Annotated in this window: 11 protein-coding genes; 7 read left to right on the plus strand and 4 right to left on the minus strand. The window is 37.2% G+C overall.

The window, feature by feature from the left end:
• Window positions 1-147 precede the first annotated feature (147 nt).
• The gene (locus tag VB248_RS04430; protein ID WP_323295530.1) at window positions 148-1,236 is read left to right on the plus strand and encodes an ATP-binding response regulator; all 1,089 of its coding nucleotides are present in this window, start codon (window positions 148-150) and stop codon (window positions 1,234-1,236) included.
• On the opposite strand, the gene VB248_RS04435 is transcribed toward VB248_RS04430, so the two are convergent.
• The 3 genes from VB248_RS04435 to VB248_RS04445 all read right to left on the minus strand — a co-directional run bounded on the left by VB248_RS04435 (window position 1,233) and on the right by VB248_RS04445 (window position 9,116).
• Window positions 1,233-4,796 carry a PAS domain S-box protein gene (locus tag VB248_RS04435; protein ID WP_323295531.1) on the minus strand — a complete coding sequence of 1,188 codons (3,564 nt, stop codon included), beginning with the start codon at window positions 4,794-4,796 and terminating at the stop codon, window positions 1,233-1,235. The two genes, VB248_RS04430 and VB248_RS04435, sit on opposite strands and share 4 nt — an antisense overlap.
• Window positions 4,797-4,873: 77 nt before the next feature.
• The gene (locus tag VB248_RS04440; protein ID WP_323295532.1) at window positions 4,874-5,239 is read right to left on the minus strand and encodes a response regulator; all 366 of its coding nucleotides are present in this window, start codon (window positions 5,237-5,239) and stop codon (window positions 4,874-4,876) included.
• Window positions 5,240-5,333: 94 nt separating this feature from the next.
• On the minus strand, window positions 5,334-9,116 hold the full coding sequence (locus tag VB248_RS04445) for a sensor histidine kinase (protein WP_323295533.1): 3,783 nt from the start codon (window positions 9,114-9,116) through the stop codon (window positions 5,334-5,336).
• 369 nt (window positions 9,117-9,485) lie between these two features.
• Here VB248_RS04445 and VB248_RS04450 point away from each other — a divergent pair, with 369 nt between their 5' ends.
• Together VB248_RS04450 and VB248_RS04455 are read left to right on the plus strand one after the other, a co-directional pair.
• Window positions 9,486-11,201 carry a GMC family oxidoreductase gene (locus tag VB248_RS04450; RefSeq protein WP_323295534.1) on the plus strand — a complete coding sequence of 572 codons (1,716 nt, stop codon included), beginning with the start codon at window positions 9,486-9,488 and terminating at the stop codon, window positions 11,199-11,201.
• A 231-nt stretch (window positions 11,202-11,432) separates the two neighbouring features.
• Entirely contained in the window at window positions 11,433-12,341 is a 909-nt protein-coding gene (locus VB248_RS04455; RefSeq protein ID WP_323295535.1) for a sugar phosphate isomerase/epimerase family protein, read from the plus strand.
• On the opposite strand, the gene VB248_RS04460 is transcribed toward VB248_RS04455, so the two are convergent.
• Window positions 12,325-12,894 carry a hypothetical protein gene (locus VB248_RS04460; protein ID WP_323295536.1) on the minus strand — a complete coding sequence of 190 codons (570 nt, stop codon included), beginning with the start codon at window positions 12,892-12,894 and terminating at the stop codon, window positions 12,325-12,327. The two genes, VB248_RS04455 and VB248_RS04460, sit on opposite strands and share 17 nt — an antisense overlap.
• 534 nt (window positions 12,895-13,428) lie before the next feature.
• Between VB248_RS04460 and VB248_RS04465 the strand changes: the two genes are divergently transcribed.
• The 4 genes from VB248_RS04465 to VB248_RS04480 all read left to right on the plus strand — a co-directional run bounded on the left by VB248_RS04465 (window position 13,429) and on the right by VB248_RS04480 (window position 25,300).
• Window positions 13,429-16,554, plus strand: coding sequence for a SusC/RagA family TonB-linked outer membrane protein (locus tag VB248_RS04465; protein WP_323295537.1), 3,126 nt, complete (start codon window positions 13,429-13,431; stop codon window positions 16,552-16,554).
• Between the two features lie 20 nt (window positions 16,555-16,574).
• A complete protein-coding gene (locus VB248_RS04470) occupies window positions 16,575-18,131 on the plus strand; it encodes a RagB/SusD family nutrient uptake outer membrane protein (protein ID WP_323295538.1) in 1,557 nt (518 codons plus the stop codon).
• Window positions 18,132-18,393: 262 nt separating this feature from the next.
• Complete coding sequence (locus VB248_RS04475) at window positions 18,394-21,957, plus strand: VCBS repeat-containing protein (protein WP_323295539.1); 3,564 nt, start codon at window positions 18,394-18,396, stop codon at window positions 21,955-21,957.
• Between the two features lie 46 nt (window positions 21,958-22,003).
• A complete protein-coding gene (locus VB248_RS04480; RefSeq protein WP_323295540.1) occupies window positions 22,004-25,300 on the plus strand; it encodes a VCBS repeat-containing protein in 3,297 nt (1,098 codons plus the stop codon).
• Window positions 25,301-25,312 lie beyond the last annotated feature (12 nt).

A 25,312-nucleotide genomic window follows, 5' to 3' on the forward strand; every position in this document is an offset into this window, starting at 1 on the left:
TTTAATAATTGTCATTTTTATGTCTGTTTTAAAGAGTCAATATTAGAAAATGTCAATTTTTAAATATTTCGATAGAGTGTTATCTTTTTGTTTTGAGGGGCTTATTTTGAAGGGAAAACTTTAAGAATTGGGAAAATAGTTACTAAGATGCCAAAAATTGTACTGATAGAAGATGATTTACTTCTTGCCGAAAATACCAGTTTAATCCTTAGTTTAAATGGATATGAGTGTTTTGTGGCTAATAGTAGTCAAGAGGGAGTTAGCTTAATAGAACAAATTGTTCCCGATGTGGTTGTATGCGACATTATGCTTGATTCAATGGATGGTTTTGAAGTACTCAAAATTATTCGTCAGGAAAAAGGCTTTATCAATTTGCCATTTATATTTTTATCTGGACTGGCTGATTTTACCGACAAGCGTCGTGGAATGAATTTAGGAGCAGATGATTTCCTCACAAAACCTTATACTTCTAAAGATTTGATAGAAACGATTCAGGCAAGAATCGAGATAAGTTCGGCAAAAAAAGTAAATGCTGAAATCGAAACTCGAAAGAATGCCATTGATATTTTCTATAAAATCTCCAATCACGAATATCTTACTCCACTGAACGGAATCATAAACTTCGGCAATCTTCTTGAAGAAATGATCGTTCAGAACGACTTGGCAGACGCCATCAGTATCATCAAAGGCATACAACTTTCTGGACAAAGGATGTTGAGGGTAACTCGCAAACTTTTGTGGTACAATCAGCTTTCAAATGGCATCAATCCTTGGGAAAATTCCAGCAAATCAAAAGTGAACGTTTTAGAAATGCAAAAGTCTATTTTTGAGTTTTTGAAAAATAGTACTTCTACGCATTTCAATGTATCGGTAAAAAGTGACGTGTCGTATCTGTATGGTTGTGATAGTGAAGTATTAGAGCAAATGATTACGGAATTATTCCAGAACGTTATACAATACGCCGACCCTAAATATGAAGTAGAATCTATCGCATATACTGAAAATAATATGTTTGTCCTCACTATTAGGAATCATTATAAGGATTCTTATCGAATGAAAACCAGTCATGTAAAGCCTTTTTATCAGGCTCATTATTCAAAAGATATGAATGGTTCGGGACTGGGGCTATATATTGTAAAAGAATGGGCGAGCCGACAGGGCGGCTCTTTTTCTGTGAATGGAATGTCGAATATTTTTGAAGTAATGCTTAAAATCCCTGTTCCTAAAGTCAACTAAATGCGGTAAGGGAATTGAATAACAAAAATACTTCCTTTATCTTGTTGGCTTGTGAAGGAGATATTTCCTCCTAATTTTTCGGTGAATTCTTTGGTAATTGCCAATCCCAAGCCTGTTCCTTCGATATTCATTACATTGTTGGCCCTAAAAAAGGTTTCAAAGAGATGCTCTTGGTCAGCAAGGGGAATGCCAATACCATAATCTTTGATACTAATACTAAAAGTATCAGGTTGATAGCTAAGTGTAAGTTCAGGTTCGGCAGCACCCAACGAGTACTTGAAGGCATTATTGACCAAATTACTCACAATATGAATGAGTAATGAAGGGTCAGTAATAATTTCACGATACTCATTTCCCAAGTACATTTTTAGTTTTCTTTTATCTCTTCTGTCAGTGTAATACTGATTATTCAAATCAATCAAAAACTTATTGATATTTACGGGCTGTGGAGTAACTTTTAATTTACCTTCCACATTTTTTTCCAACATCAAAATATCTTCCAACATACCTGTCAGTCGGTCTGTTTGAACGATAATTTTGTTGATATGGTCATTTGTTTTTTGTTGTAAAACGGGGTCAGGAATATGTTCAGCGTAAATACCCAGTAAATCGGTACTACTTACGATAGCCGTTATTGGTGTTCTGAATTCATGCGAAGTCAAAGAAATAAAACGAGATTTCAGAATGTTGATTTCCTTTTCTTTTGCCAAAGAAAGTTCTAATTTTCTTAAATTTTTTCGGTCTTCTTCTGCAATTTTTCTTTCGGTAATATCTAAAGCTATACCGTTGTAAATGAGTTTGTTAGATTTAACAATTGGACTCGCTAAACCTTGGAACCACATTCTTGTGCCATTGGGAAGTATGATTTCTCCTTCATAATTCCAATCGCTTTTGGTTGAAAAAGCTTTTGAAATAGAATGATTAAATGTCGCAATGTCTTTTGGCGGTATTCTATTATTTAACTGCCAGTTTTTGTCATTGATAGGAATATCCAAAATACCTTTTCCCTTATCACTGATATAAGAAAAATAAGAAGAACCGTCGGGTTCGGCACAAAGTTGGAAAACTACTCCGGGAGCATTTTTAGCTAAATCACTAAACATTTTTTCGCTTTGGCGGAGTTTTTCTTCTGCCAATTTTCGCTGAGTAATGTCTGTTAATGAACCTGCCATGCGTACAGGTTTTTGGTTACTGTCCCAAGTAGCTTGACCTCTGATTAAAAACCACGGATAATCACCTTTTTTGGTTTTGAATCTACATTCGTGTTGAAAAGGTTTTTTATATTCAAAATGTTCGTTGATTGCAAAAATGAGCGACTCTAAGTCGTCTTCGTGCGTTGAATCAAAAATATAATTGAAGCCCGACGAATTGATATAAGTTTCTTCATTGAATACTTCTGGACTAAAACCAAGCATTTCTCTGAATCTTGGCGAGAAATAAATGGCATTACGAGCAATATCCCAGTCCCAAATGCCATCACTTGAGCCTCGAACAGCCAACGTAAATCTTTCTTTACTGGCTTCTAATTCTTTTTCAGATAATTTTTGACGGCTAATGTCCGAAAGTGTCATTACCAAGCCATACTTGATTTTACTTTCAGGTTGAATGGGGTACAATCTTACAAAATACCAATTAGTTGTGCCATTGGGCTGTGGAAACGAGATTTCGTACTCTACTCGTCTGCCGTTAAGTACCTGAAGCATCGTATTTTTTAGAATTTCCCTTCTTTCTTCAGGGAAATAGTCTAAAATTGGTGTATCAATTTCTGGTATTTTATCGGCATTAAAGAAATTCTGACCAGAAATATCACTCGCTACTTTATTGAAAGCAACTACACGTAACTCGTTGTTGATGAGGATGTAACCTGTATCGGTAGTTTCAAAAATAGCTTTTAGATTGGCTTCCGACTCCAACAGTTTTAGTTCTGCGGCTCTTTTTTCGGTAATATTTCTTAGTGAAACAGCTACGCCAACTATTTTTCCTTTTTTGACAATGGGGTTTAAGTGAGCATCAAAAAGTAAGTTGTTGAAATTATCATTGACATTGAAAGATGGTAAATCCGTAGAAATTCCTTCACCCAATAATACTCTATCAAATAAATCTTTGAAGAAATTTTTTCTACAATCTGGCATTGGCATATCAAAGAATTGTTCCCCTTCTTTGATGTCTTTTTTGCCAAAAATTATTTCAGACTGTCGGGTTGTAGCTTGATTGAGCGTTAGAAAATTGTATTGGTCGTCGATACTCCAAACCATTTCATCGCTACTATTAATCAAGGCTTCATAATTACTTTTCTTACTTTCTAAATCTTTGGTAAGCGTAATGACCTCTGTGATATTTTCAACTAAAGAAAGAATTGAAATAATATCACCGCTTTCGTCAATCAAAATAGAATTATGCCAATTGCAATAGATAACTTCGCCAGATTTTGTATAATTTCTGTTTTTGGAAGTCAATCTACTGATTTTTCCACTGAGCATAAGCTCACTATTTTTCAAAACGGACTCAATGTCTTTCTCGAAAATCATATTCAACTTATTGATTGATTTTCCAACTACTTCATCCGCCGACCAACCAAAAATATTTTCTGCTTGTTCCGACCAACTGCATACCGTAAGCCCTTTGTCCCACTTAATTACAGCCAAAGGCGAATTAGTTTGGTGAAAACTTAATTCTCTATTGAGTGACTGTAATTGTTTTTCATACTCTTTTTGTTCGGTGATATTGGTAAGCGTAATAACAACCCCCGTGATTTCCTCATAAGAGTTTTTGATTGGAATCAAGAGTGTTTTATACCAATTCGGGAAATTGGGGAAGGGAATAAAAATTTCAAGTTTTACTTCTTGTCCCGAAAAAGCTTTTTGAATAGATTCGTCGATGATAGGGTGAATACTTAGCGGAGTATAATTATAAACTGTGTCTCCTTTGATGAGTTCTTTGTTTAAAATTTTACGAACTCTTTCTATAAAAACCTTATTGCAGTCGATAATATTTTTATCTAAATCAATCAGAATGATAGAATCTAAAGTATTATTCACATAAGTTGAAAGAATACTTTCAGATTTGATAAGGGCCGATTTTTTATTAATCAGCGATTCAGCCTGACGAGCTAAAATCTCTAAACTTTTGACTTGCTTTTCACTTAAAACGATAGGAGAAGGGTCTAATACACATACCGAACCCAATATAAGCCCATCAACCGAAGCAATAGGAACACCTGTGTAAAATCTTACATAAGGTGGGCCTACTACAAAAGGGTTGTTCGAGAAGCGTTCATCTTGTGTAGCATCTACAACATTGATGGTTTTTTCTTCTCTGACTAAATACTGACAAAAAGAATCATTTTTAGATACTTCGCAGAAATCAATGCCAATCTTAGCTTTAAACCATTGGCGGTCTGTGTCCATCAGACTCACTAAGGCAATGGAAGCACCAGTAATTTGAGAAGCCAGCGTAACGATATCGTCGAAATCTTGTTCAGGAGGAGTGTCAAGTATTCTCAATTCTTTTAAAACTGACAAACGAATAGATTCACTTGAAGGGTTTTTTCGAGATTCCATTAGTTTATTGATGGTTTAAACCTAAATTGAAGTGAGTTATTCAGTGTTTTGTGGAACTGAGGAGAAATATACAAACTTTACGGAAGTACGTTTTGGATAGCATTCACTAAGTCTTTACCACGAATGGGCTTTGTGAGATAGTCGTTTGCCCCACTTTTAATGCCATTTTCATAGTCCACATTTTCGGCATGAGCAGACAGTAAAATGAAAGGTAAATCCTCCCATTTTGACTCAGAACGGACAGTCTTTAAAAATGCCAAACCATTCATTCGGGGCATTCTGATATCCGAAACAATTACATCCACATTTTCGTGTTGAAGAATTTCATAAGCTTCCTGTCCGTCCTCAGCTGGGATAACAGTGAAATTGTAAAGTTCAAGAATTTCAACGTAATTGTTCCTGAGCACTATGTCGTCTTCTACAAAAAGTATTTTGGGCTTCATAATTAAATTTTATCGTCTAAACAAGATTAGGCATGGGTTGGGAAAAAGCTACAAAAGATAACATCTTTTTTTGATTTTACAAAAGATACTTGATTTAATTATTATATGGTAATTCTAACCTGAAAATGCTGCCTTTCCCTTCGGCACTTTCAAAGCTGATTTCGCCCCCTAATTTTAGGGTAAATTCTTTAGCGATACTTAACCCTAAACCAGTACCTTCTGTACTAATTACATTACTTGCTCTATAAAAAGTTTCAAACAACTGTTTTTGGTCTTTTGCTGGAATTCCCATACCATAATCTTTTACGGAAATGATAAAACTTTTTTCAAAATACTCCAATTGCAATTCTGGCCCATTTTCTACGCCTCTTGAGTACTTGAAGGCATTACTGATGAGGTTGTTCAGAATATGAAGTAATAAGGATTCATCTGAAAGGACTTCTTTTTCTTCGGCAGGTAAAATTAAAACTAATTTACGCTTGTCACGATGATGTAAGTCATACTCTTGGGCAAGTTTTTGCAGAAATGCCACAATTTTTACGGCTTTCAGCTCTAATGTTGTTTTACCTTCTGCTGTTTTTTCTAAAGTTAAAATATCAGAAACCATGCCTGTTAGCCTGTCCACTTTACTGATAATGTGGTTGAGGTGTTCTTGCATTTTGTTCTTGATTGCTGTATTTTCTATATTTTCGGCATACAATTCTAACAAATCTGTACTACCTAAGATGGATGCCAAAGGTGTACGGAATTCGTGTGATGCCAATGAAATAAAACGTGATTTTAGTAAATTCAATTGTCGTTCTTTTACCAGCAGTACTTCTAAAGCTTGTAAGTTCTTTTTGTTTTCTTCAGCAATTTTAGACTGATTGATGTCTTGGAAAATACCATATACTCTTTTCACTTTTCCATTTTCGTATTCAGCTTTCCCAATTACTTTTACCCAAATTTCTTCCTTTGTCTCAGTACTTACTACCTGTACTTCTACTTCAAAAGGTGTTCCATCTTCTACACATTTATTGACTGCTTCCGTAACAATATATCTGCTATAACCTTCTTTGTATAAAGACAAACCAAACTCAAGCGAAGGTTCAAAATCATTGGGTACTTCAATGATTTCTTTCACGATTTTTGACCAGTAAACTTTGTTGTTTGGAATATCAATCGACCATCCGCCTACTCTGGCTACACGGTTGGTTTCTTCTAATAAATCTCTTGTTCGGGTAAGTTGTACTTCTGCATTTTTGGCATCAGTTATATCACTAAAATAGCCATGCCAGATTACTCTGTTTTCAAGTCTTTCTGGGCTGGATTCATTCCCAATCCAACGGATTTCGCCCGATGGTAAAAAGATTCTAAAGTTTGAATGCCAAATCGTTAAATTATGATAAGACTCTATCAATGATTGATGATAAAGTGGTAAATCATCAGGATGAATTCTATCATAAATAATTCTTGGGTTTTCGATAATCTCTTCCTTTTGAATCTGAAAAAGATTTAAAAATCCTTCCGACATATATGGGAAATCAAAATGCCCATCATCATAGTATTGGTACTGACAAAGACCGCCAGGTACTTGTTTTGATAAATGTTTTAATAATTGATTGGCTTTTTCTGTTTCAATTTCCGCTCTTTTACGTTGGTCAATATCCTGAAAAGTACCATACACTCTTTTACGGTTGGGGTCGCTAAAATCTGCTTTACCGATAGCTCTAATCCACATTTCTTTTCCTTGAAGTGTGATAATTTGTAGTTCGAGGTCAAAAGGTGTTTCGTACTTTATGAGTTTTTCCAAAGCTTCACGCATCATTTCACGGCTTCTACCTTCTTTGTAGAAGTTAATGCCGTCGTCGATGCCATCCATGTACTCATTTTTATCAATGCCGTGCATTTCTTTGGTAAGCTCCGACAGATAAACCGTATTGGTATTAAGGTCAATTTCCCAACCGCCAATTCGGGCTACTTGTGTTGTTTCTTGAAGGTAATTTTTGGTTCTACGGAGTTCTTGTTCTACAATTTTTCGCTCGGTAATGTCACTCATGTAGCCGTGCCAAATTACGCTATCTTTCAACCTTTCTGGGGTAGAAATAGCTTTGAGCCATCTCACTTTACCAGAAAGGGTAAATATTCTAAATTCAATATCGGTTAGTGTAAGTGAATGAAAAGATTTTTTAATTTCTTGCATCACCATCGGTGCATCGTCTGGGTGAATTAACTTAAACAGACCTTTCGTAATTTCTTCGTTTTTGCTATTCGAATTATCGGCTGTTTTAATAATATCACGAGAGACAAAAGGGAAAAATGAACGCCCATCATCAAATAATTGAAATTGGTAGAGCATTCCCGGTACTTGTTTGGCAATTTGTTTCAACATCAAAGAACTGGCTTCACGGGCAAGTTCTGCTTTTTTGAGCTGGTCGATGTCTTGAAAAGTACCATAAATTCTATGGCAAACCTCATCCGTAGAATTATTTTTGATAATTACTCTCAGCCAAAGTTCTTGCTGTTGAGCCGTAATGATTTCCATTTCTAAGTCTGCTGCAAAATTTTTGGTTTTTACGGCTTTTTTGATGGCACTTAAAAATTTAGCCTTACTTTCTGGCTTGAAGAAAGGCAGAATTTTATTGAGATTTGGAACGAAATCTTGATTTAAACCAAAGATTTTTCTGGTAATTCCAGACCAGAAAAAAGATTTATCAGAAGGGAAATATTCCCAACCACCAACATTTGATACTTCGCTGACTTCCTCTAATAACTCTTTCGTTTGTTTTAATTCGTTCAAAGATTCAACTTTATCCGAAATGTCATTGATGACTAAAATGGTTTCATTATTGAGTGGATTGATGCTTGAATTTGTATTTGTCCAAACATAAGTACCATCTTTTCTTTTTAATCGAACTTCTACGTTTTTGAAAGGAATTTTGGTTGCAAGACTTTGCTTTACAGCATTAATTCCGATTTCTATATCGTCTGGATGTACAAAATCTAAGTAGGCTTTTCCAATAATTTCTTCTAAATCATAATAGTACAATGCCGTAATATTGGGCGAAGCATAAGAGATATTTCCGAAGTAATCAACCGAAATTAGTAGGTCGGTCATGTTGGCAACTAAAATTGATAAATCATTTTCAGTTTTTACTTTTTCCGAAACATTATAGCCAATACACAGGATTTCAAAGGTTTTTCCATCGGCATCTGGCAAGCCCGTAAATTCCCATTGATTTGTAATGATATGTCCTTTTTTATGACGTTTACTTAGTACGACTTTAAAAGGCGTTTTGGGGTACATAAAACATTTTACAACCGTTTCTCTACAAGCCGCATGGTCTTCGGGAATGATGGAATCTAAGGCATTTGTTCCCAGAATCTCGTGAGGAGCAAAACCAAAAACTTCATAAAAGTAGTCGTTGCTGTAAATGTAATTGCCTAATACATCTGTTTTTAAAATATAAATAGCACCGCTATTTTTTACACCGCTTCCAACTGCTTCAAGTACCGATAACTCGTGTGGTTTTACTTTAGACTCCGCCACTTTGTTTGTTCCTAAAAGTCTGTTGGCTTTTCCTTCACTGTCATTAAAAACCACACAGCTACAATTCATCAAACTTGTCGTTCCGTCTTTGTGGCGATAACTGATTTGAAGGCTAAAAGGGTCGTTAATAAAGTGAGTCGTCGGGATAGTATTGAGGATACTTTCATCTTCAAAAACATAGCTACATTTTTGCATCAAATTAGCATACTCCGTTGGCGAAGTATAGCCTAAAGTATTGGCAAATGTTGGGTTTATCCAGCCCAAAGCTGTTTTTTCTAAATCCCAAACCCAAAAACCGTCTAAAGCAGTGTTTTCAATAAAATCGAAAACCTGCTCATCCCTCTTCATATATTGGTAGAGGTCATTTTTTAAGTAGCTCGTCATAGTCCTCGATACAGCAAAGTAAAATAAGTGTTACTTACATTACATGAAAATCTAAACAAATCATTATTTGTAGTTTAAGCTTAGATTGTGTACTACTTTGGATGAACAGTCATCCGCATAAATTTAATGCAATTTATTAAAATCTTTAGATTGAACAATTTTAAATAAGATTTTTCATAAAACATTCTATTAAAATCCTTTTTTAATTTTATTTCGCCACGTTGCCTTGTGATATTTTTACTCAGAACGGGTTAATAGCTGTTAGGATTCCTATTGTTTTTCAGTAGTTTAATCTTTTATTTTTCTTTCTTGAAGTATAAAAACTGAATCCTTATGTCATTAATAAATATAGATAGTCAAAAGAAAAATACTTACGATGCCATAGTGATTGGGTCGGGCATTAGTGGAGGTTGGGCAGCAAAAGAACTCACAGAAAAAGGGCTAAAAACCTTAGTTTTGGAGCGTGGCAGAGATGTAAAGCATATCAGTGATTATCCAACGGCTATGATGAATCCTTGGGAATTTCCGCATCATGGTAAAATTCCTTTGGCACTTCATGATGAATATAAAATTCCGAGTAGTCATTATATTTTTGGTGAAAGTACTTTACACTTTTTAGTGAAAGATGCCGAACAAGAGTATGTTCAGGATGCTCCCTTTACTTGGATGCGTGGCTACCAAGTAGGAGGAAGGTCTTTGCTGTGGGCAAGACAAACCCAGCGTTGGAGTGATTTTGATTTTGAAGGCCCAGCCCGTGATGGTTTTGCCGTAGATTGGCCCATTCGTTATGCCGATATTGCTCCGTGGTACAGTTATGTAGAAAAATTTGCAGGTATTACCGGCAATAAAGACGCTTTGCCCGAATTGCCCGATGGCGAATTTTTACCTCCGCACGAAATGTCTTGTGTTGAAAAACATTTTAAACAACAAGTATCAAAAAACTATGGAAAAGCTCGTCATGTAATTATTGGTAGGGCAGCCCATCTTACTGAAACAAAAGCAATTCATCAAAAACAAGGAAGAAGTAAATGTCAGCACCGAACGATGTGCGAAAGAGGTTGCCCGCTTGGAGGATACTTTAGCAGTAATTCTTCTACTTTACCTTGGGCTGAAAAAACGGGAAATCTTACTTTACGTCCACACTCAGTAGTGCATTCTATTATTTATGATGAACAAAAAGGCAAAGCCACAGGCGTAAGAGTAATTGATGCTCTTTTGGGCGAGATGATTGAATTTTATGCAAAAATCATTTTCTTGAATGCTTCTGCTATCAATTCAAACCTGATATTATTAAATTCTACTTCAAATCGTTTTCCGAATGGTTTAGGAAACGACAATGGTTTGCTGGGAAAGTTCATCGCCTTCCATACTTATCAAGGTAGAATTTCAGCCGAGTATGATGGCTATTTAGATGCCACAACCGACGGACGAAGACCCAATGCCAGCTATGTACCACGATTTAGAAATGTTTTCAAACAAGAAACAGACTTTTTAAGAGGCTATGCCGCAGGTTTTTCGGCTTCCCGAAACCCAGTTCAATCTTCTGATGAAATGGGCGAAAACTTGAAAAGTAAATTATTGAGTAATGATTTAGGCTTGTGGCAAGTTGGCTCGCACATGATGGGCGAAACGATTCCGAAAGAAGAAAGTGCGGTAAGTTTAGATAAAAATTTGAAAGATAAGTACGGCATTCCACAATTAAGAATTTCAGTAAAGTTTGATGAAAACGACCGTAAAATGATGAAAGATTTTCACGAACAATTTGCTGAAATGTACACAAAAGCAGGTTTTACCAACATTCAGTTGCACGAAACTCACCGAATGCCCGGTTCTGAAAATCATGAAATGGGTGGCGTAAGAATGGGAAAAGACCCGAAAACGTCTTTATTGAATAAATGGAATCAGCTTCATACTTGTAAAAATGTATTTGTAACGGATGGTGCTTGTATGACTTCCACTGCCACACAAAATCCATCACTTACTTACATGGCACTGACCGCACGGGCGGTTGATTATGCGGTAAAACAGATGAAGGCGTTGAAGCTGTGAGCTGTCAGCTTTGAGCAGTGAGCTTTGAGTATTCTTGCTTATTGGAGCAAGGACAATAATTAACTTAAAACTCATGGCTCACAGCTCAATGCTCTCAGCTATTAGCGACGAGCTTTTTATATTAGCCGTGAGCAATGAGCTATCAGCTTTGAGTATTCTTGATTATTATTAACTTAAAACTTATCGCTTACGGCTCACAGCTCACGGCTCATAGCTCAAAGCTCAAAAAAAATGACTCCAAATACTCGTCGTACTTTTCTTAAAAATACTTTAGCTTTTGCCAGTTTGGCGATGCTTGAAACTTCTTTGGATTTCAAAAAAGTAAAACCATTATTGTCGTTTTCGACTTTAGGTTGTCCGAATTGGTCTTTTGATACCATTCTAAAATATGCAGTAGATAATGCTTATGACGGCATTGAAATCAGAGGTATTCAAAAGCAATTGGATTTAACTAAATGCCCTGAATTTTCTTCGCTGAATATTGCTGAAACCAAGAGGAAAATCGCCGATAATAAGCTGAAAATTGTTGATTTGGGTTCTTCTGCTGAATTGCATCATGCAGATTCAAGTAAAAGAAAAACTCAAATGGATGAAGCCAAACGCTTTATTGATTTAGCGGCAAAATTAGATTGTCCTTTTATCAGAGTATTCCCGAACGATTTGCCCAAAGACCAAGACGAATCCCAAACGATAGATTTAATCATCAAAGGTTTATTGGAACTTGGTGACTATGCCAAAGGTTCGTCTGTGTCGGTTTTGTTGGAATCACACGGAAAAGTAATTCAGACGGATTTACTCTTGAAAATTATGAAAGCCTCAGCCCATCCCAATGTCGGAATGGTTTGGGATATTTTTAATATGTGGTCGATTACTAAAGAAAGCCCAACTTTTGTCTATCAAAAACTTCATCCTTACATTCGCCATACGCATATCAAAGATGCCAATTTGCTAAATGGCAAAGAAGAGTACGTACTTTTGGGCAAAGGCGAAGCACCTATTGCGGAGGCTGTAAAAGTTTTAGCCAAAGGTGGCTACAAAGGTTTTTATAGTTTTGAATGGGAAAAACTCTGGCATCCAGAAATCCAAGAGCCAGAGATTGCCATACCAGATTTTCCAATCGCTATCAAAAAGTATTTTTAAAATGTAATTGCGGATTTTGGATGTGATAAAGCCTTAGAAAATGCTTTTTTGAAATCCTGTACCCAGGATTTTGTAAGGAATTGATGACGTAACTTAGTCCGATTAAACCAGTACTCACGATAATAATAGTCGGACTTGCTCCATTGGTTGGCTTCCCAACTCTGTTGAGATTATCAATTGAAAACAATAACAAGCCTGCACCGCCCAAAGCACCTACGCCCTTTGTGCCAAATACTTGTTTGTTTCCGCCAATGTAAATTTTCTTAATGTCTCTGAACTTCACTTCTTGGAGGTCGAAAATGGAATATTGGTTTTTATCTGGAAAATAAAACAAAGAAGAATCAGATAATTCAACGATTTCAATGCTTTGTTTTTGTCGTCTTGAAAATAATTTCAAGGAAATTTCATCGCCTTCATGGAAGTGCAAATTGTGTTTATTACCTGTCATTTGTAAGGTAAGACAACGAATAAATGGCTTGTGAAACACTTCGTCTTGAGCCAACATTGGGCTGAAATTAATCAGTATCAAAACCAGTAAAAGTATTATTTTCATTTGTTGCAATTAGTTTGATAACTCAAGAACGTAACAGTAAATAACTCTATTTCCAAAATCCTTCTTATTAAGATTTTTTAACATTCTCTCTTCCCCAAAAATATTAATTCTCTTCAAAATCAATTTAGACTACTGTATAAAAGCCTTTTTTATTCAATTTTTAAATCTTCAAAAAATACAATTTTCAACAATCCTTCTGGTACTTCCAAAAGTATCAAACAAAATCTTATAATCGGCTTTCTCTGATGTATTTAATGGCTGTAATACTTTGAAAATCAAAATGAATGTTGAACGGAAATTTTGCCTTTTTGTAACATTCAGGAGATAATTATTGCCCGAAAATTTTTTAATCAAAAAACTTCTTGGATAAATAATATTTTATATATCTTTGCACGACTTTAAAGTAGTATAGCATAGTATAGTATAATATAGGATAGTGTAGGTCACTTTAGAATGATTAGCGACCGAAATGAAAACCCTTTAAAGCATTGCCGAGAGTATAATTAATCTTTTTTATCTAAAAACAATTATTCTATGAATGCAAAAATTACCCAGAAATTGCTGCTAATACTTCTGGTATTTGGAGTAATGAAAATGACCAGTTATGACATTGCTGCGAAGACGCATTGGGCAGTTGACCAAAAGGTGTCGGGAAAAGTAACGGATGATTCTGGAGCGGAATTACCCGGTGTATCTGTACTCATTAAAGGAACAAAAAAAGGCGTGAGTACCAACGCTTCAGGGGTTTATTCCCTAACTGTTCCCAATGGCGATGCTGTGTTGGTATTTAGTTTTACAGGTTTCCAAACCAAAGAAGTAAGGGTTGGAAGTTTGTCAGAAATTAATGTGCAATTGGTTTCTGAAACCAAAGCATTAGACGAAGTAGTAGTAGTAGGTTACGGTACTCAGCGAAAAGTAGATTTGACAGGTGCGGTTGGTTCAGTAATTAGTAAAGACATTACGAGCCGTCCTTATACAAACCCTGACCAAATTTTAGCAGGACGAGTATCAGGAGTTCACATCTCAAACAGAAGTGGTGACCCGGGTGCACCAATCGACGTGCGTATCCGTGGTGTTGGTACTACTGGAAACAACCAACCTTTATGGGTAATCGACGGTGTGCCGATTGTTCAAACCAGTAATATTTCTGTAAACACAGCATCTTATACAGAATCGAACCCATTGGCAGGTATCAACCCAAGTGATATTGAATCAATGGACATTTTGAAAGATGCTTCGGCGGCAGCAATTTATGGTGCAAGAGCGGCAAACGGTGTCATTATCGTAACGACCAAAAGAGGTAAAGAAGGAAGAACTTCGGCTACTTACGATGGCTATGTGGGTGTGCAGTATGTGCCTCAAGGCAAAAGAATTAAGGTATTAGACGTAAATCAGTACATCGGTTTGCAGAAAGAATTAGGAAGAGATTTTTCTTCTTTCAGTAGTAGCCCAGCTTACAATTGGCAAGATGCAATGTTCCAAACAGGAGCAGTACGCAACCATAACATTACAATAAACGGTGGTTCAAAAAATGTAAACTTCAACATTGCTGGCGGTTATCACAAACAAGATGGTGTTGAGCGTTCGCAGAGTTTTGAAAGATTTTCGTTCAAAGCAAATGTTGATGCGAAAGTAGGGAAGTATTTCAAATTTGGTGAATCTGCTTTGATTACTTCAACCGACAGATTGGTACAGTCGGAAGGTGGAAACTTTGCGGCTTTCAACTCGATGTTGAACGCTCCTTATTATCAACCTTATGATGCAGCTGGAAATTACAACCAGTCAACTGCGGCTACTCGTGGAAATGGTGCAACGGGTTCAAACTATATGTGGGCAACTGATACCAAATACAACGAAACCAGAGTAAACAACAAGAAAATTTTAGGCAACCTTTATGGTGAATTTGAACCAATCGAAGGCTTGAAATACAGACTTGCTGTCGGGCTTGACTATAACGTAGCTGACGGATTTTTCTTCCAAGAAGCTGAAGCTAATAACTACGGAACTGCTGGAACACCGGGCAGAACGTCTTTATTAGTACAAGAAAGACCAATCGAATTAACAACAAACATTGCTAATACGCTTACGTATCACAAGAAATTTGGAAAACATGATTTGACCATTTTGGCGGGTTATGAAGAAACTAATTTCCGTTATGACAAAGTACGTATTCAAGGACGTAATTTGTTCAACTCGGCGATTCGTTTTGCTTCGGTAGCAGACAACGTAGCGGCAGCCAACGAAGCTGACCACTGGGCTTTGAGAGGTATGTTGGGTCGTTTGAATTACTCTTTCGATAATAAATACTTATTGACGTTCAACGTTCGTCGTGACGAAAGTTCAAGATTTGCTCCAGAACACAGAGCAGGTATTTTCCCATCGTTCTCTGCTGGCTGGCGTTTGAGCGAAGAGCCATTCTTGAAAGGTTCTTCTATCATTAGCGATTTGAAATTAAGAGCAAGTTTAGGGCAATCGGGTAATCAGTTCACGGGTCAAAACTTTGCTTACTTGCCTTCATTAAATACTACTATTTTTTATGTAGCAGGCGATGGACAAACCGTAGTAAGAGGGCCAGCACCAACGGTTTTTGCGAACAAAGACTTGAAATGGGAAACCAGTACACAGTTTGACTTAGGGACAGATTTCAGTTTCTATAACGGAAAAATCAGCGGTACAATTGATTATTATAGCAAAACTACTGATGACGTATTGTTGAGTTTACCAATTCCATACACTTCTGGCTATTTCTTGCCTGCTGATGCCAACTTAGGGCAAATCAAAAACAAAGGGATTGAATTATCATTAAATTACAGAGGAAGTATCGGCGATTTGAAATACAATATTGGCGGTAACATCACTACTGTTTCAAACAAAATTACTTCATTAGGTTCTGTTCCAGAAATCATAGCAGGTACTGGCGGTGGACAAACACACCGTACTTCGGTAGGCGAGCCTTTAGGATATTTCTATGGCTACAAAACCAATGGTATTTACCAAAGTCAAGCAGAAATTGATGCCGACAAAACCAAAGACGTAAACTCAAGCAAGCGTCAGCCGGGTGATATTCGCTTCGTAGATGTAAACGGCGACGGAACAATTGATGCCAACGACCGTACCAACATTGGTTCTTCAATTCCAAGTTATTATTACGGAGCAAATATTTCAGCTTCTTACAAAAACTTCGATTTCTCGGTATTATTCCAAGGTGTTGGTAATGTTCAAGTGTACAACCAAGCAAGAGCTTCTTTGGAAGCGATGAGAAGTGGTGCAAACCAATCAGCAACAGTTTTAGAGCGTTGGACTACTTCTAATCCAAGTACTACAATGCCAAGAGCAGATGCTGATGACCCTAACCAAAACAACCGTTACTCTGACAGATGGATTGAAAGCGGAGCATATTTGAGAATTAAAAACATCCAAATCGGTTACAACATTCCAGCTTCAGTATTGAGTAAAATTAGCAAAGGAGCATTATCGACTTCTCGTATTTATGTCGGTATGCAAAACTTAGCCACTTTCACGAAGTATAAAGGTTACGACCCAGAAGTAACTCGTGGGGCAAGTTTCCAAAAAGGTGAGTTTGCTTTAGCAAATGGTCAGGATTCAGGAGGTTCACCACAACCATCTATTGTTCAATTGGGCTGGCAATTATCATTCTAACATTTAAAATTTTACGAGAAATGAAGAAAAACACATATATCAAAGGCATAGTATTGGCCACTTTTTCCACTTTTTTTATCGTTCAGGCTTGTAATAATCTTGATTTACAACCTTTAGATAGAGTTACAACGAGTACTTTTTACAAAACACCCACTGATTTTGACGGAGCGATTTTCGCAGGATATTCTTCTATTCAAGACATCTGGGGAACAAGTACCGAAACTTTGAACGAAAGAGGTGAATACTGGAGTTTGTCATTGACAACTACCGACGACGTAGAAGTAAACGCCAAAGCAGGGAATAGCGGAGGAGATTATAACAATGCGAGGTCATTGGATAATTTGTTTATCAGAGCATCTGATACGCCTTATGCTGCACTTTATACACAAGTTTACGAAGGTATTTTGCGTGCTAATTTAGTGATTGAAGCAGCTCAAAGCGGACAAAATTCATTGACTGCCGAACAAAAAACAAAGTACATTGCTGAGGCAAAATTCTTGAGAGCTTTCTTTCATTTCCTTGCTTTAGAAGTATGGGGAACGCCTCCTTTAGTTATGGAAGTGAAAAAAGATTTAGCTTCTTTATCAGTGCCAAATGCTACAAAAGAAGCTCTTTTTGCAGCGATTTTAAAAGATTTCCAAGATGCTTACGCTGGTCTTCCTGAGAAATGGGATTCTGGCAATACTGGTCGTGCTACAAAATATGCGGCTCGTGCATTTGAAGGAAAAGTAAATGTTTGGAAAAAAGACTGGAATGCAGCCATTGCTGCTTTTGAAGACGTAAGAAAAAATGGTGGCTATAAATTGATGGCTAACTACGAAGACGCTTTCGCTTTCGACAAAGAAAACAGTACAGAATCAATCTTTGAAATTCAATACGGCGGCCCACACTCAGACGATAACCTTTGGGTTTTTGATGATACACACTCAGAAGCTTTCAAAGCGTCTCAGGGTACTGGTAGAGTTTGGTACTGGAATCCAAGTGGCGATGCTGGTGCTCCAGGCGGAGGTTTAGGTTGGTTTATTCCTACCAAAAATTTAGTAGATGAATTTGAAGCTGGCGACCCACGTTTGGCGGCAAGTATCTACAAAGCTGGCGATACTTATTACGACAAAGCAAGCGGAACAGCACCTTATGACCCTGCTTGGTCTTCAAGTGGATATTCTGTGAAAAAATACTTTGGAGCAAAAAATGCAGTAGCAGCGGCTTATGCACCAAACGGACAAGCAGGATTTAACAACGAACGTTATTACCGTTATGCCGAAATGCTTTTATTGTATTCAGAAGCATTGATTGAAGCTGGTCGTACTGCTGAAGGTTTAGCTGTAATCAACAATGAAATCAGAGCAAGAGTAGGCTTAAAAGCGACGACTATTGCTGACCCACGCAAAGCATTACGCCACGAAAAACGTGTTGAAATGGCATTCGAGCCACACCGTTGGTTTGATATTACTCGCTGGGGAATTGGTAAAGAAGTATTTGGCAGTAAATGGGATGATAAATTCAACGTGTTTCCATTCCCTCAGTCTGAAATCAACAGAACTGGTGGAGTATTGAAACAAAATCCGAATTATTAATCATCTTCGGATTTGGGATGTATGATTTCGGATGTATGATGTATGATTTATGATGTTGGATAAAAGGTTAATGACACGTTTTATTTTATCAAATTTCTGAAATCCGACATCCGAAATCTGAAACCCGAAATCATACATCATACATCCGACATCCCAAATCCAATAAATAGTGTTCAATAATAAAATGGTTAATGAATTAAAGGGCGAGGTTTTGCCTTGCCCTTTCTTAATAAAACAATCTTGAAAAATCATGTTAAAATTGGTGAAAAAATTACTGTTCGTTTTAGTAATTTTCGGTCTGACGGATTGCCGTTTCGGGAAATCAAAGCCTCTTTTTAAAACATTAAGTTCAGAAGAAACAGGCATTGATTTCGTCAATCAACTTACTTATAACGATTCCCTAACTGTACTCGAATTTGAGTATATGTTCAATGGGGCTGGCGTAGCTTTGGCAGATATTAACAATGATAATTTATTGGATATTTTCTTTGCAGGCAATATGGTTTCAAGCCGTTTGTACCTCAACAAAGGAAATATGCACTTTGAAGACATTACTAAAAAAGCTGGCGTACAAACTGATGGTTGGGCTTATGGCGTTTCGGTAGTGGACATCAATCAAGATGGTTTCAAAGATTTTTATGTCTGTAAAGCAGGTAGCCGAAAAACACCTGTGGACAAAATGAGAAACCTTTTCTACATCAATAATGGCGATAATACTTTTAAAGAAGTAGCCGCAGATTTAAAACTCAACGACGAAGGTTATGATATTCAAACCGCATTTTTTGATTATGACAAAGATGGTGACTTGGATATGTATTTACTCAGAAATGCCTTTGTGAATTATAATCGTAATAACTCAAGACCTAAACAAACGGACGGACAATCGCCTACAACGGGCAAATTATTCAGAAACGATAGTCCAAAAAATCTTCAAGGAAAAGCTTTAGCCCTAAGCGAAATTAAATTTACCGATGTGTCCTACCAAGAAGGCATCCGAATTGAAGGCTTCGGTTTGGGCATTTCTATTTGCGACCTCAACAACGACGATTTTCCAGATATTTATATTTCAAACGATTTTCTTACCAACGACCTCATTTATATTAATCAACACGACAAAACAGGAAAACACACAGGTTTTGTAAATAATGCAGGCAAAATGTTGCGTCACCAAACCTACAACGGCATGGGCAACGACGTAGCCGATATTAACAACGATGGCAATCAAGATATTGTCGTTGTAGATATGCTTCCGCCCGATAACAAGCGTTGGAAACTGACCATGATGGGCAATATCTATGAAGAATTTCAGCAAAATATTGGTTTGGGTTATGAGCCACAATACGTTCGGAATACTTTGCAAATCAATAATGGTGTAGCCGAAAATGGCGAAGGAGAAGTAAGTTTTAGTGAAATCGGGCAATTGGCGGGTGTGCATGCCACAGAGTGGAGTTGGTCGCCATTATTAGCCGATTACGACAATGACGGTTGGAAAGATTTGATGATTGCCAACGGTTACAGAGAAGACGTTACCAATCTGGATTTTATCATGTACGGCAAACAAGCCCTTTTTATGGGAACGCCCGAAGCCAATCGCCATGATAGATTGGAAGAACTAAAAAAATATCCCGGCATTCATATTCATAATTATTTATACAAAAATCAACGCAATCTTACTTTTCAAGATGTTTCAAAAGATTGGGGTTTTGATACGCCTACTTTTTCAAACGGTGCCGCTTATGGCGATTTAGACAATGACGGCGATTTAGATTTGGTTTTCAATAATTTAGATGAAGTATCGAACATTTGCGAAAATCAATTGAATCAAATTTCGCCAGAAAACAATTGGCTAAGAATTGGCTTTGAAGGCGGAGAAGGCAACCGTGAAGGACTCGGAGCAAAAGTTTGGCTTTATCAACAAGGAAAAATGCAGTATCAGTATTTTTCGCCTTATCGTGGTTACTTATCTACGGTTGAGCCTTTTTTGCATTTTGGTTTAGAAAATCCCAAAATTGATAGTTTGAAAGTTCGTTGGACAGACGGAAACGAACAAGTAATTCTTCATCCAAAAGCGAAACAAGTACTACATTTAACCCATAAAAATGCAAAAGAAGTACAGGGAAAAAGTGAAGAAATTCAGCCTAAAAATAATCTTTTTGTAGAAAGCAGTACTTCAAAAAACATTGATTATCAGCACCAAGAAGACATTTTTGTAGATTTTCATACACAGGCTTTGTTACCGCATTTGCATTCAAAAAATGGGCCGGGTATTGCCGTTGCAGATGTTAATGCTGATGGCTTGGACGATTTTTATGTAGGAGCAGGCAAAGGAGCAAAAGGGAATTTATACATTCAGCAAAAAGATGGAAAGTTTATTCCAAAAACCATTGATTCTGAAAATTTAAGTGATGAAATGGGCGTACTTTTCTTTGATGCCGACCAAGACGGCGACCAAGATTTGTACATTGCCAGTGGAGGAGTAGTTGAGCAAAGTGATGATAAATCCGTGTATCAGCATCGTTTTTTTGTGAATGATGGCAAAGGAAATTTTAGTAAAAATCTCCGTGCTATTCCGACCATTACTAACAGTGCCGCAAGTGTAACGGCTGGAGATTTTGACAAAGATGGCGATTTGGATGTATTCGTGGGCGGAAGAGTAAGTCCGCAGGCGTATCCAACTGCTCCGCAGAGCTATTTATTGAGAAATGATTCTTCACCCAAAAATATAAAATTCACGAATGTTACCGCACAAATTGCTCCAACACTTGAACGAATTGGCATGGTCACGTCTGCACTTTGGACAGATTATGACAACGACGGTTGGCAAGATTTACTCTTGGTAGGCGAGTATATGCCCATTACTTTGTTTCATAACGAAGCAGGAAAATTTAGTCAATCACAGCAAATACCTGTTTCAAGAGGTTGGTGGAACAGTATTGTAGCGGCAGATTTTGACCAAGACGGCGACACAGATTATGTTTTGGGAAATCTCGGACTGAATACTCAGCACAAAGCCAGCGAAGACGAGCCTACTTGTGTATATGCCAAAGATTTTGATAAAAACGGCATTATCGACCCCATACTTTGCCATTATATTGATGGCGAAGAACAGATTTTTCATACACGAGACGACCTCAATAAGCAAATGACAGCCATGCGTGCAAGGTTTAAAGACTTCACGACTTATGCTGAAACGCCTTTTAAAAAATCATTTTTAAAAGAAGAATTAAAAGATGCCCTTATCCTCAAAGCCGAACGCTTTGAGACCTCTTACCTCCAAAACCTTGGCAATGGTAATTTTACTTTCGTTTCGCTTCCTTTGGAAATGCAACTTTCACCCGTGTTTGGCATGCTGGTAGAAGACATCGACGGCGATGGAAATTTAGACATTCTATCAGTCGGAAATTCTTTTGCCACAGAAGTAAACCTCGGGCGATACGATGCACAAGGAAGTTTATTTTTGAAAGGAAACGGCAAAGGAAATTTCATTGCCAAGCGAAATACTTTTGCCATTTCGGGCGATAATAAATCTATCACACAATTGTACGGCAAAGGAAATCAGCCCATTATTTTAATTGGGGCAAATTCGGCAAAGCTAAAAGTATATGATGAAGTAGCGAGTAGAAACCAGCTCGTAAAATTATTGCCTACCGATACTTTCGCTTGGATTACGCTCCGCAACGGGAAAAAATACAAAGAAGAATTTTATTGGGGAAGTACTTATTTATCACAAAGAAGTAGAACGGTGAATGTGCCAAGCCAAGCTACCAAAATGGAAATTGTCAGCAGCAAAGGACTTCGTAGAATCATTGAATTTGGGAAACGTTAAGATGCAAAACATTTATCAACATAAAATATACAAATACTTTTGCTTTGTGCTTTTCATCTCGGTCTTCACGGCTTGTAAGCGTAGCGATACTTTGTTCAAAGAATTATCTTCTTCTGAAACAGGCATTACTTTCGTCAACCAAGTAGAAGAAAACGACAAGTACAATGTGTTGGAATACATGAACATCTACACAGGGGCAGGCGTAGCGGCAGGCGATGTGAATAACGATGGTTTTACAGATTTATATTTTAGTGGCAATCAGGTTTCTGGAAAATTGTATTTGAATAAAGGCAATCAAGCGGAGGGAATTTCATTTTTAGACATTACCGAAGAAGCAGGTATCAAAACCGACCGTTGGTGTACGGGCGTTTCGATGGTGGACATCAATCAGGATGGTTGGTTAGATATCTACATCAACGTTTCGGGAAGTGCCAAATTTGGTAAAATGGCAAACTTACTTTATATCAACAATGGTCCTTCTGCCAAAGATAAAAACTTGGTGACATTCACAGAAAGTGCTGAAGCTTATGGGATTGCTGAAAAAAGGCAAACCATGAACGCCTCTTTTTTTGATTATGATGTAGATGGCGATTTAGACCTTTTTTTGATTACCAATCCAGCCGATGAAATGATTACGGGCGTAAATACCGTAAAAGACAGATTGGTAAAGGGCGAGTCGGAGGGAACGGATATTTTGTATCGAAACAATGGCAATCATACTTTTACGGATGTTTCAAAAGAAGCAGGGATTTTAATGGATGGTTATAGTTTGGGGGCAGCCATTAGCGACATTAATCAAGATGGATTTCCTGATATTTATGTATCGAATGATTTTTTGACGAATGATATTCTGTACATCAATAATGGCGATGGTACTTTTACGGATAAAATTACGGAGTACTTAAAACACACCAGTTTTGCCTCTATGGGCAATGATATTGCCGACATTAACAACGACGGACTGACCGATATTTTCGTGTTGGATATGTTGCCCGAAGACAATTATCGCAAGAAAATGCTGATTCCTGCAACGGGTTATGATAAATTTCAACTGACACTCAAGAAAGGTTATTCAGCACAATATACTCGCAATACTTTACAACTCAACAATGGAGTCGTTCGCACGCCCAAAGGCAATAAAGTATCTTTTTCAGAAATTGCTTTTTTGGCAGGAATCAGTAGTACAGACTGGAGTTGGAGTTCGCTTTTTGCAGATTATGACAATGATGGCGATAAAGATTTGATGGTAACAAATGGTTTTTACAGAGATTTAGGCGATTTAGATTACATCAATTATCAGTTTAAATCTGCTTCGCCGATGGGTTCGGAAGCGGTAAAACGTGCTGAGAAATTGAAAGCCATTCATTCACTCGTAAAAGTACCTTTGAATAATTATCTCTATGAAAATAATGGTGATTTAACGTTTAGCAATCGCATTGAAGATTGGGGTTTCGATTCACCCAGTTTTTCAAACGGTGCTTGTTATGCCGATTTAGACAACGACGGAGACCTTGAATTAGTCATCAACGAATTTAATGCCGAAGCAAAAGTATATGAAAACAGGGCTAACGAATTGCGTCAGCATCATTTTATTACTTTAAAAATGAAGGGAGCATCGCCCAATATTCAGGGCATTGGTACTAAAGTTTGGCTTTATGCAGATGGAAAAACACAGTTTCAAGAACTCAATCCCTATCGAGGTTATGAATCTACCGTAGAAAGTACTTTACATTTTGGCATTGGTAAATCTACGGCAATCGATAGCCTTGTGGTAATGTGGCCCAACCAACAACGCCAAGTAATTCTTCACCCAAAAATCAACCAAATACTTCAAGTAAAATACGCCCCAAATAGCCAATTAAGAACAATTGACGATAATAAAAATTGGCTTTTTCAAGCCGTAGAAAGTAGTCGTTTTGGCAATTTTGTTCATCAAGAAAATGATTTTGTTGATTTCAAACAAAATCCATTATTGCCACATCAGCATTCACAAAATGGGCCTTGTATCGCCGTGGGCGATGTGAATGGCGACGGTCTCGAAGATTTTTATGTAGGCGGTTCGTCTGGTTTTAGTGGCGTGTTTTTCTGGCAAAATGCTTCGGGTACTTTTTCGCAACATCCATTAAATCAACATCTTCAAGAAGAAGACACAGGAGCTTTACTTTTCGATGCTGATAACGATAAAGATTTAGATTTGTACGTAGTAAGTGGCGGAACGGAATTTGGCATTGATACAGAATTGTACCAAGATAGACTGTACTTCAACGACGGCAAAGGCAATTTTACTTTTCAGCCCAAAGCTTTGCCCAATACCAAAAGTAGCGGTTCGTGTGTGCAAGCCAACGACTACGACCACGATGGCGATTTAGATATTTTTGTAGGAGGAAGAATCTCTGTACAAAATTATCCGATGCCTGCCACTAATTATTTATTACGCAACGACAAAGGCGTTTTCACCGACGTTACGCCACCAGTACTTGCCAAAATCGGAATGGTAAGTAGTGCTTTATGGCAAGATTATGATGCCGATGGCTGGGACGATTTGGTAATTGTGGGAGAATTTATGCCCATTACTTTCTTGAAAAACCTCAAAGGTAATTTTAGTGTACGAGAGAAAATAGAAATCCCCAATTCAAATGGTTGGTGGAATGTAATTGCGTCGGGTGATTTTGACCACGATGGCGACAGCGATTTTGTAGCAGGAAACTTAGGATTAAATACTCGTTACAAAGCAAATGTTGATGAACCACTTCAAATCCATGCAAAAGACTTTGATAAAAATGGTACTTTAGACCCCATAATGAGTTATTACATTCAAGGAAAAAATTATATCAGCCATACTCGTGACGAATTGGCGATACAGATTCCTTCGATGAAACTCAGGTTTGATTCCTATAAAAAATACGCTGAAACTACTTTTGAAAACTCTTTTATGAAGCAGGAATTAGAAGACGCTTTTGTGTTAAAGAGTACCCATTTTGCAAGTAGTTATATCGAAAATGTAGGAAACGGAAATTTTAAAATACATACTTTGCCGATTGAAGCACAGTTTGCACCTGTTTGCGGGCTTGTCATCAACGATTTCAATCACGATAAACATTTGGATATTCTTTTGGCAGGCAATTCATACAGTACAGAATCGTCCACGGGGCGTTATGATGCTCTTACGGGCTTACTTTTGGTAGGTAATGGCAAAGGAAATTTTGGAGTTAAAAAATCAGTGAAAACAGGTTTTTTAACGGATAAAAATGCCAAAAGTTTAGTGAAAGTACGAGACAAAGACCAAAACTTTATCGTAGTAGGAAATAATTCAGACCAATTACAAATTTTTAAATACAAGTAACAACCTTAGTAA

Source organism: Arcicella rigui (genome assembly GCF_034929435.1).
GTDB classification, from domain to species: Bacteria; Bacteroidota; Bacteroidia; order Cytophagales; family Spirosomataceae; genus Arcicella; species Arcicella rigui.

Coding starts and splice junctions, on each gene's coding strand:
- VB248_RS04430 (WP_323295530.1), top strand. CDS start 148: ATGCCAAAAATTGTACTGATAGAAGATGATTTACTTCTTGCCGAAAAT.
- VB248_RS04435 (WP_323295531.1), bottom strand. CDS start 4,796: ATGGAATCTCGAAAAAACCCTTCAAGTGAATCTATTCGTTTGTCAGTT.
- VB248_RS04440 (WP_323295532.1), bottom strand. CDS start 5,239: ATGAAGCCCAAAATACTTTTTGTAGAAGACGACATAGTGCTCAGGAAC.
- VB248_RS04445 (WP_323295533.1), bottom strand. CDS start 9,116: ATGAAGAGGGATGAGCAGGTTTTCGATTTTATTGAAAACACTGCTTTA.
- VB248_RS04450 (WP_323295534.1), top strand. CDS start 9,486: ATGTCATTAATAAATATAGATAGTCAAAAGAAAAATACTTACGATGCC.
- VB248_RS04455 (WP_323295535.1), top strand. CDS start 11,433: ATGACTCCAAATACTCGTCGTACTTTTCTTAAAAATACTTTAGCTTTT.
- VB248_RS04460 (WP_323295536.1), bottom strand. CDS start 12,894: ATGAAAATAATACTTTTACTGGTTTTGATACTGATTAATTTCAGCCCA.
- VB248_RS04465 (WP_323295537.1), top strand. CDS start 13,429: ATGAATGCAAAAATTACCCAGAAATTGCTGCTAATACTTCTGGTATTT.
- VB248_RS04470 (WP_323295538.1), top strand. CDS start 16,575: ATGAAGAAAAACACATATATCAAAGGCATAGTATTGGCCACTTTTTCC.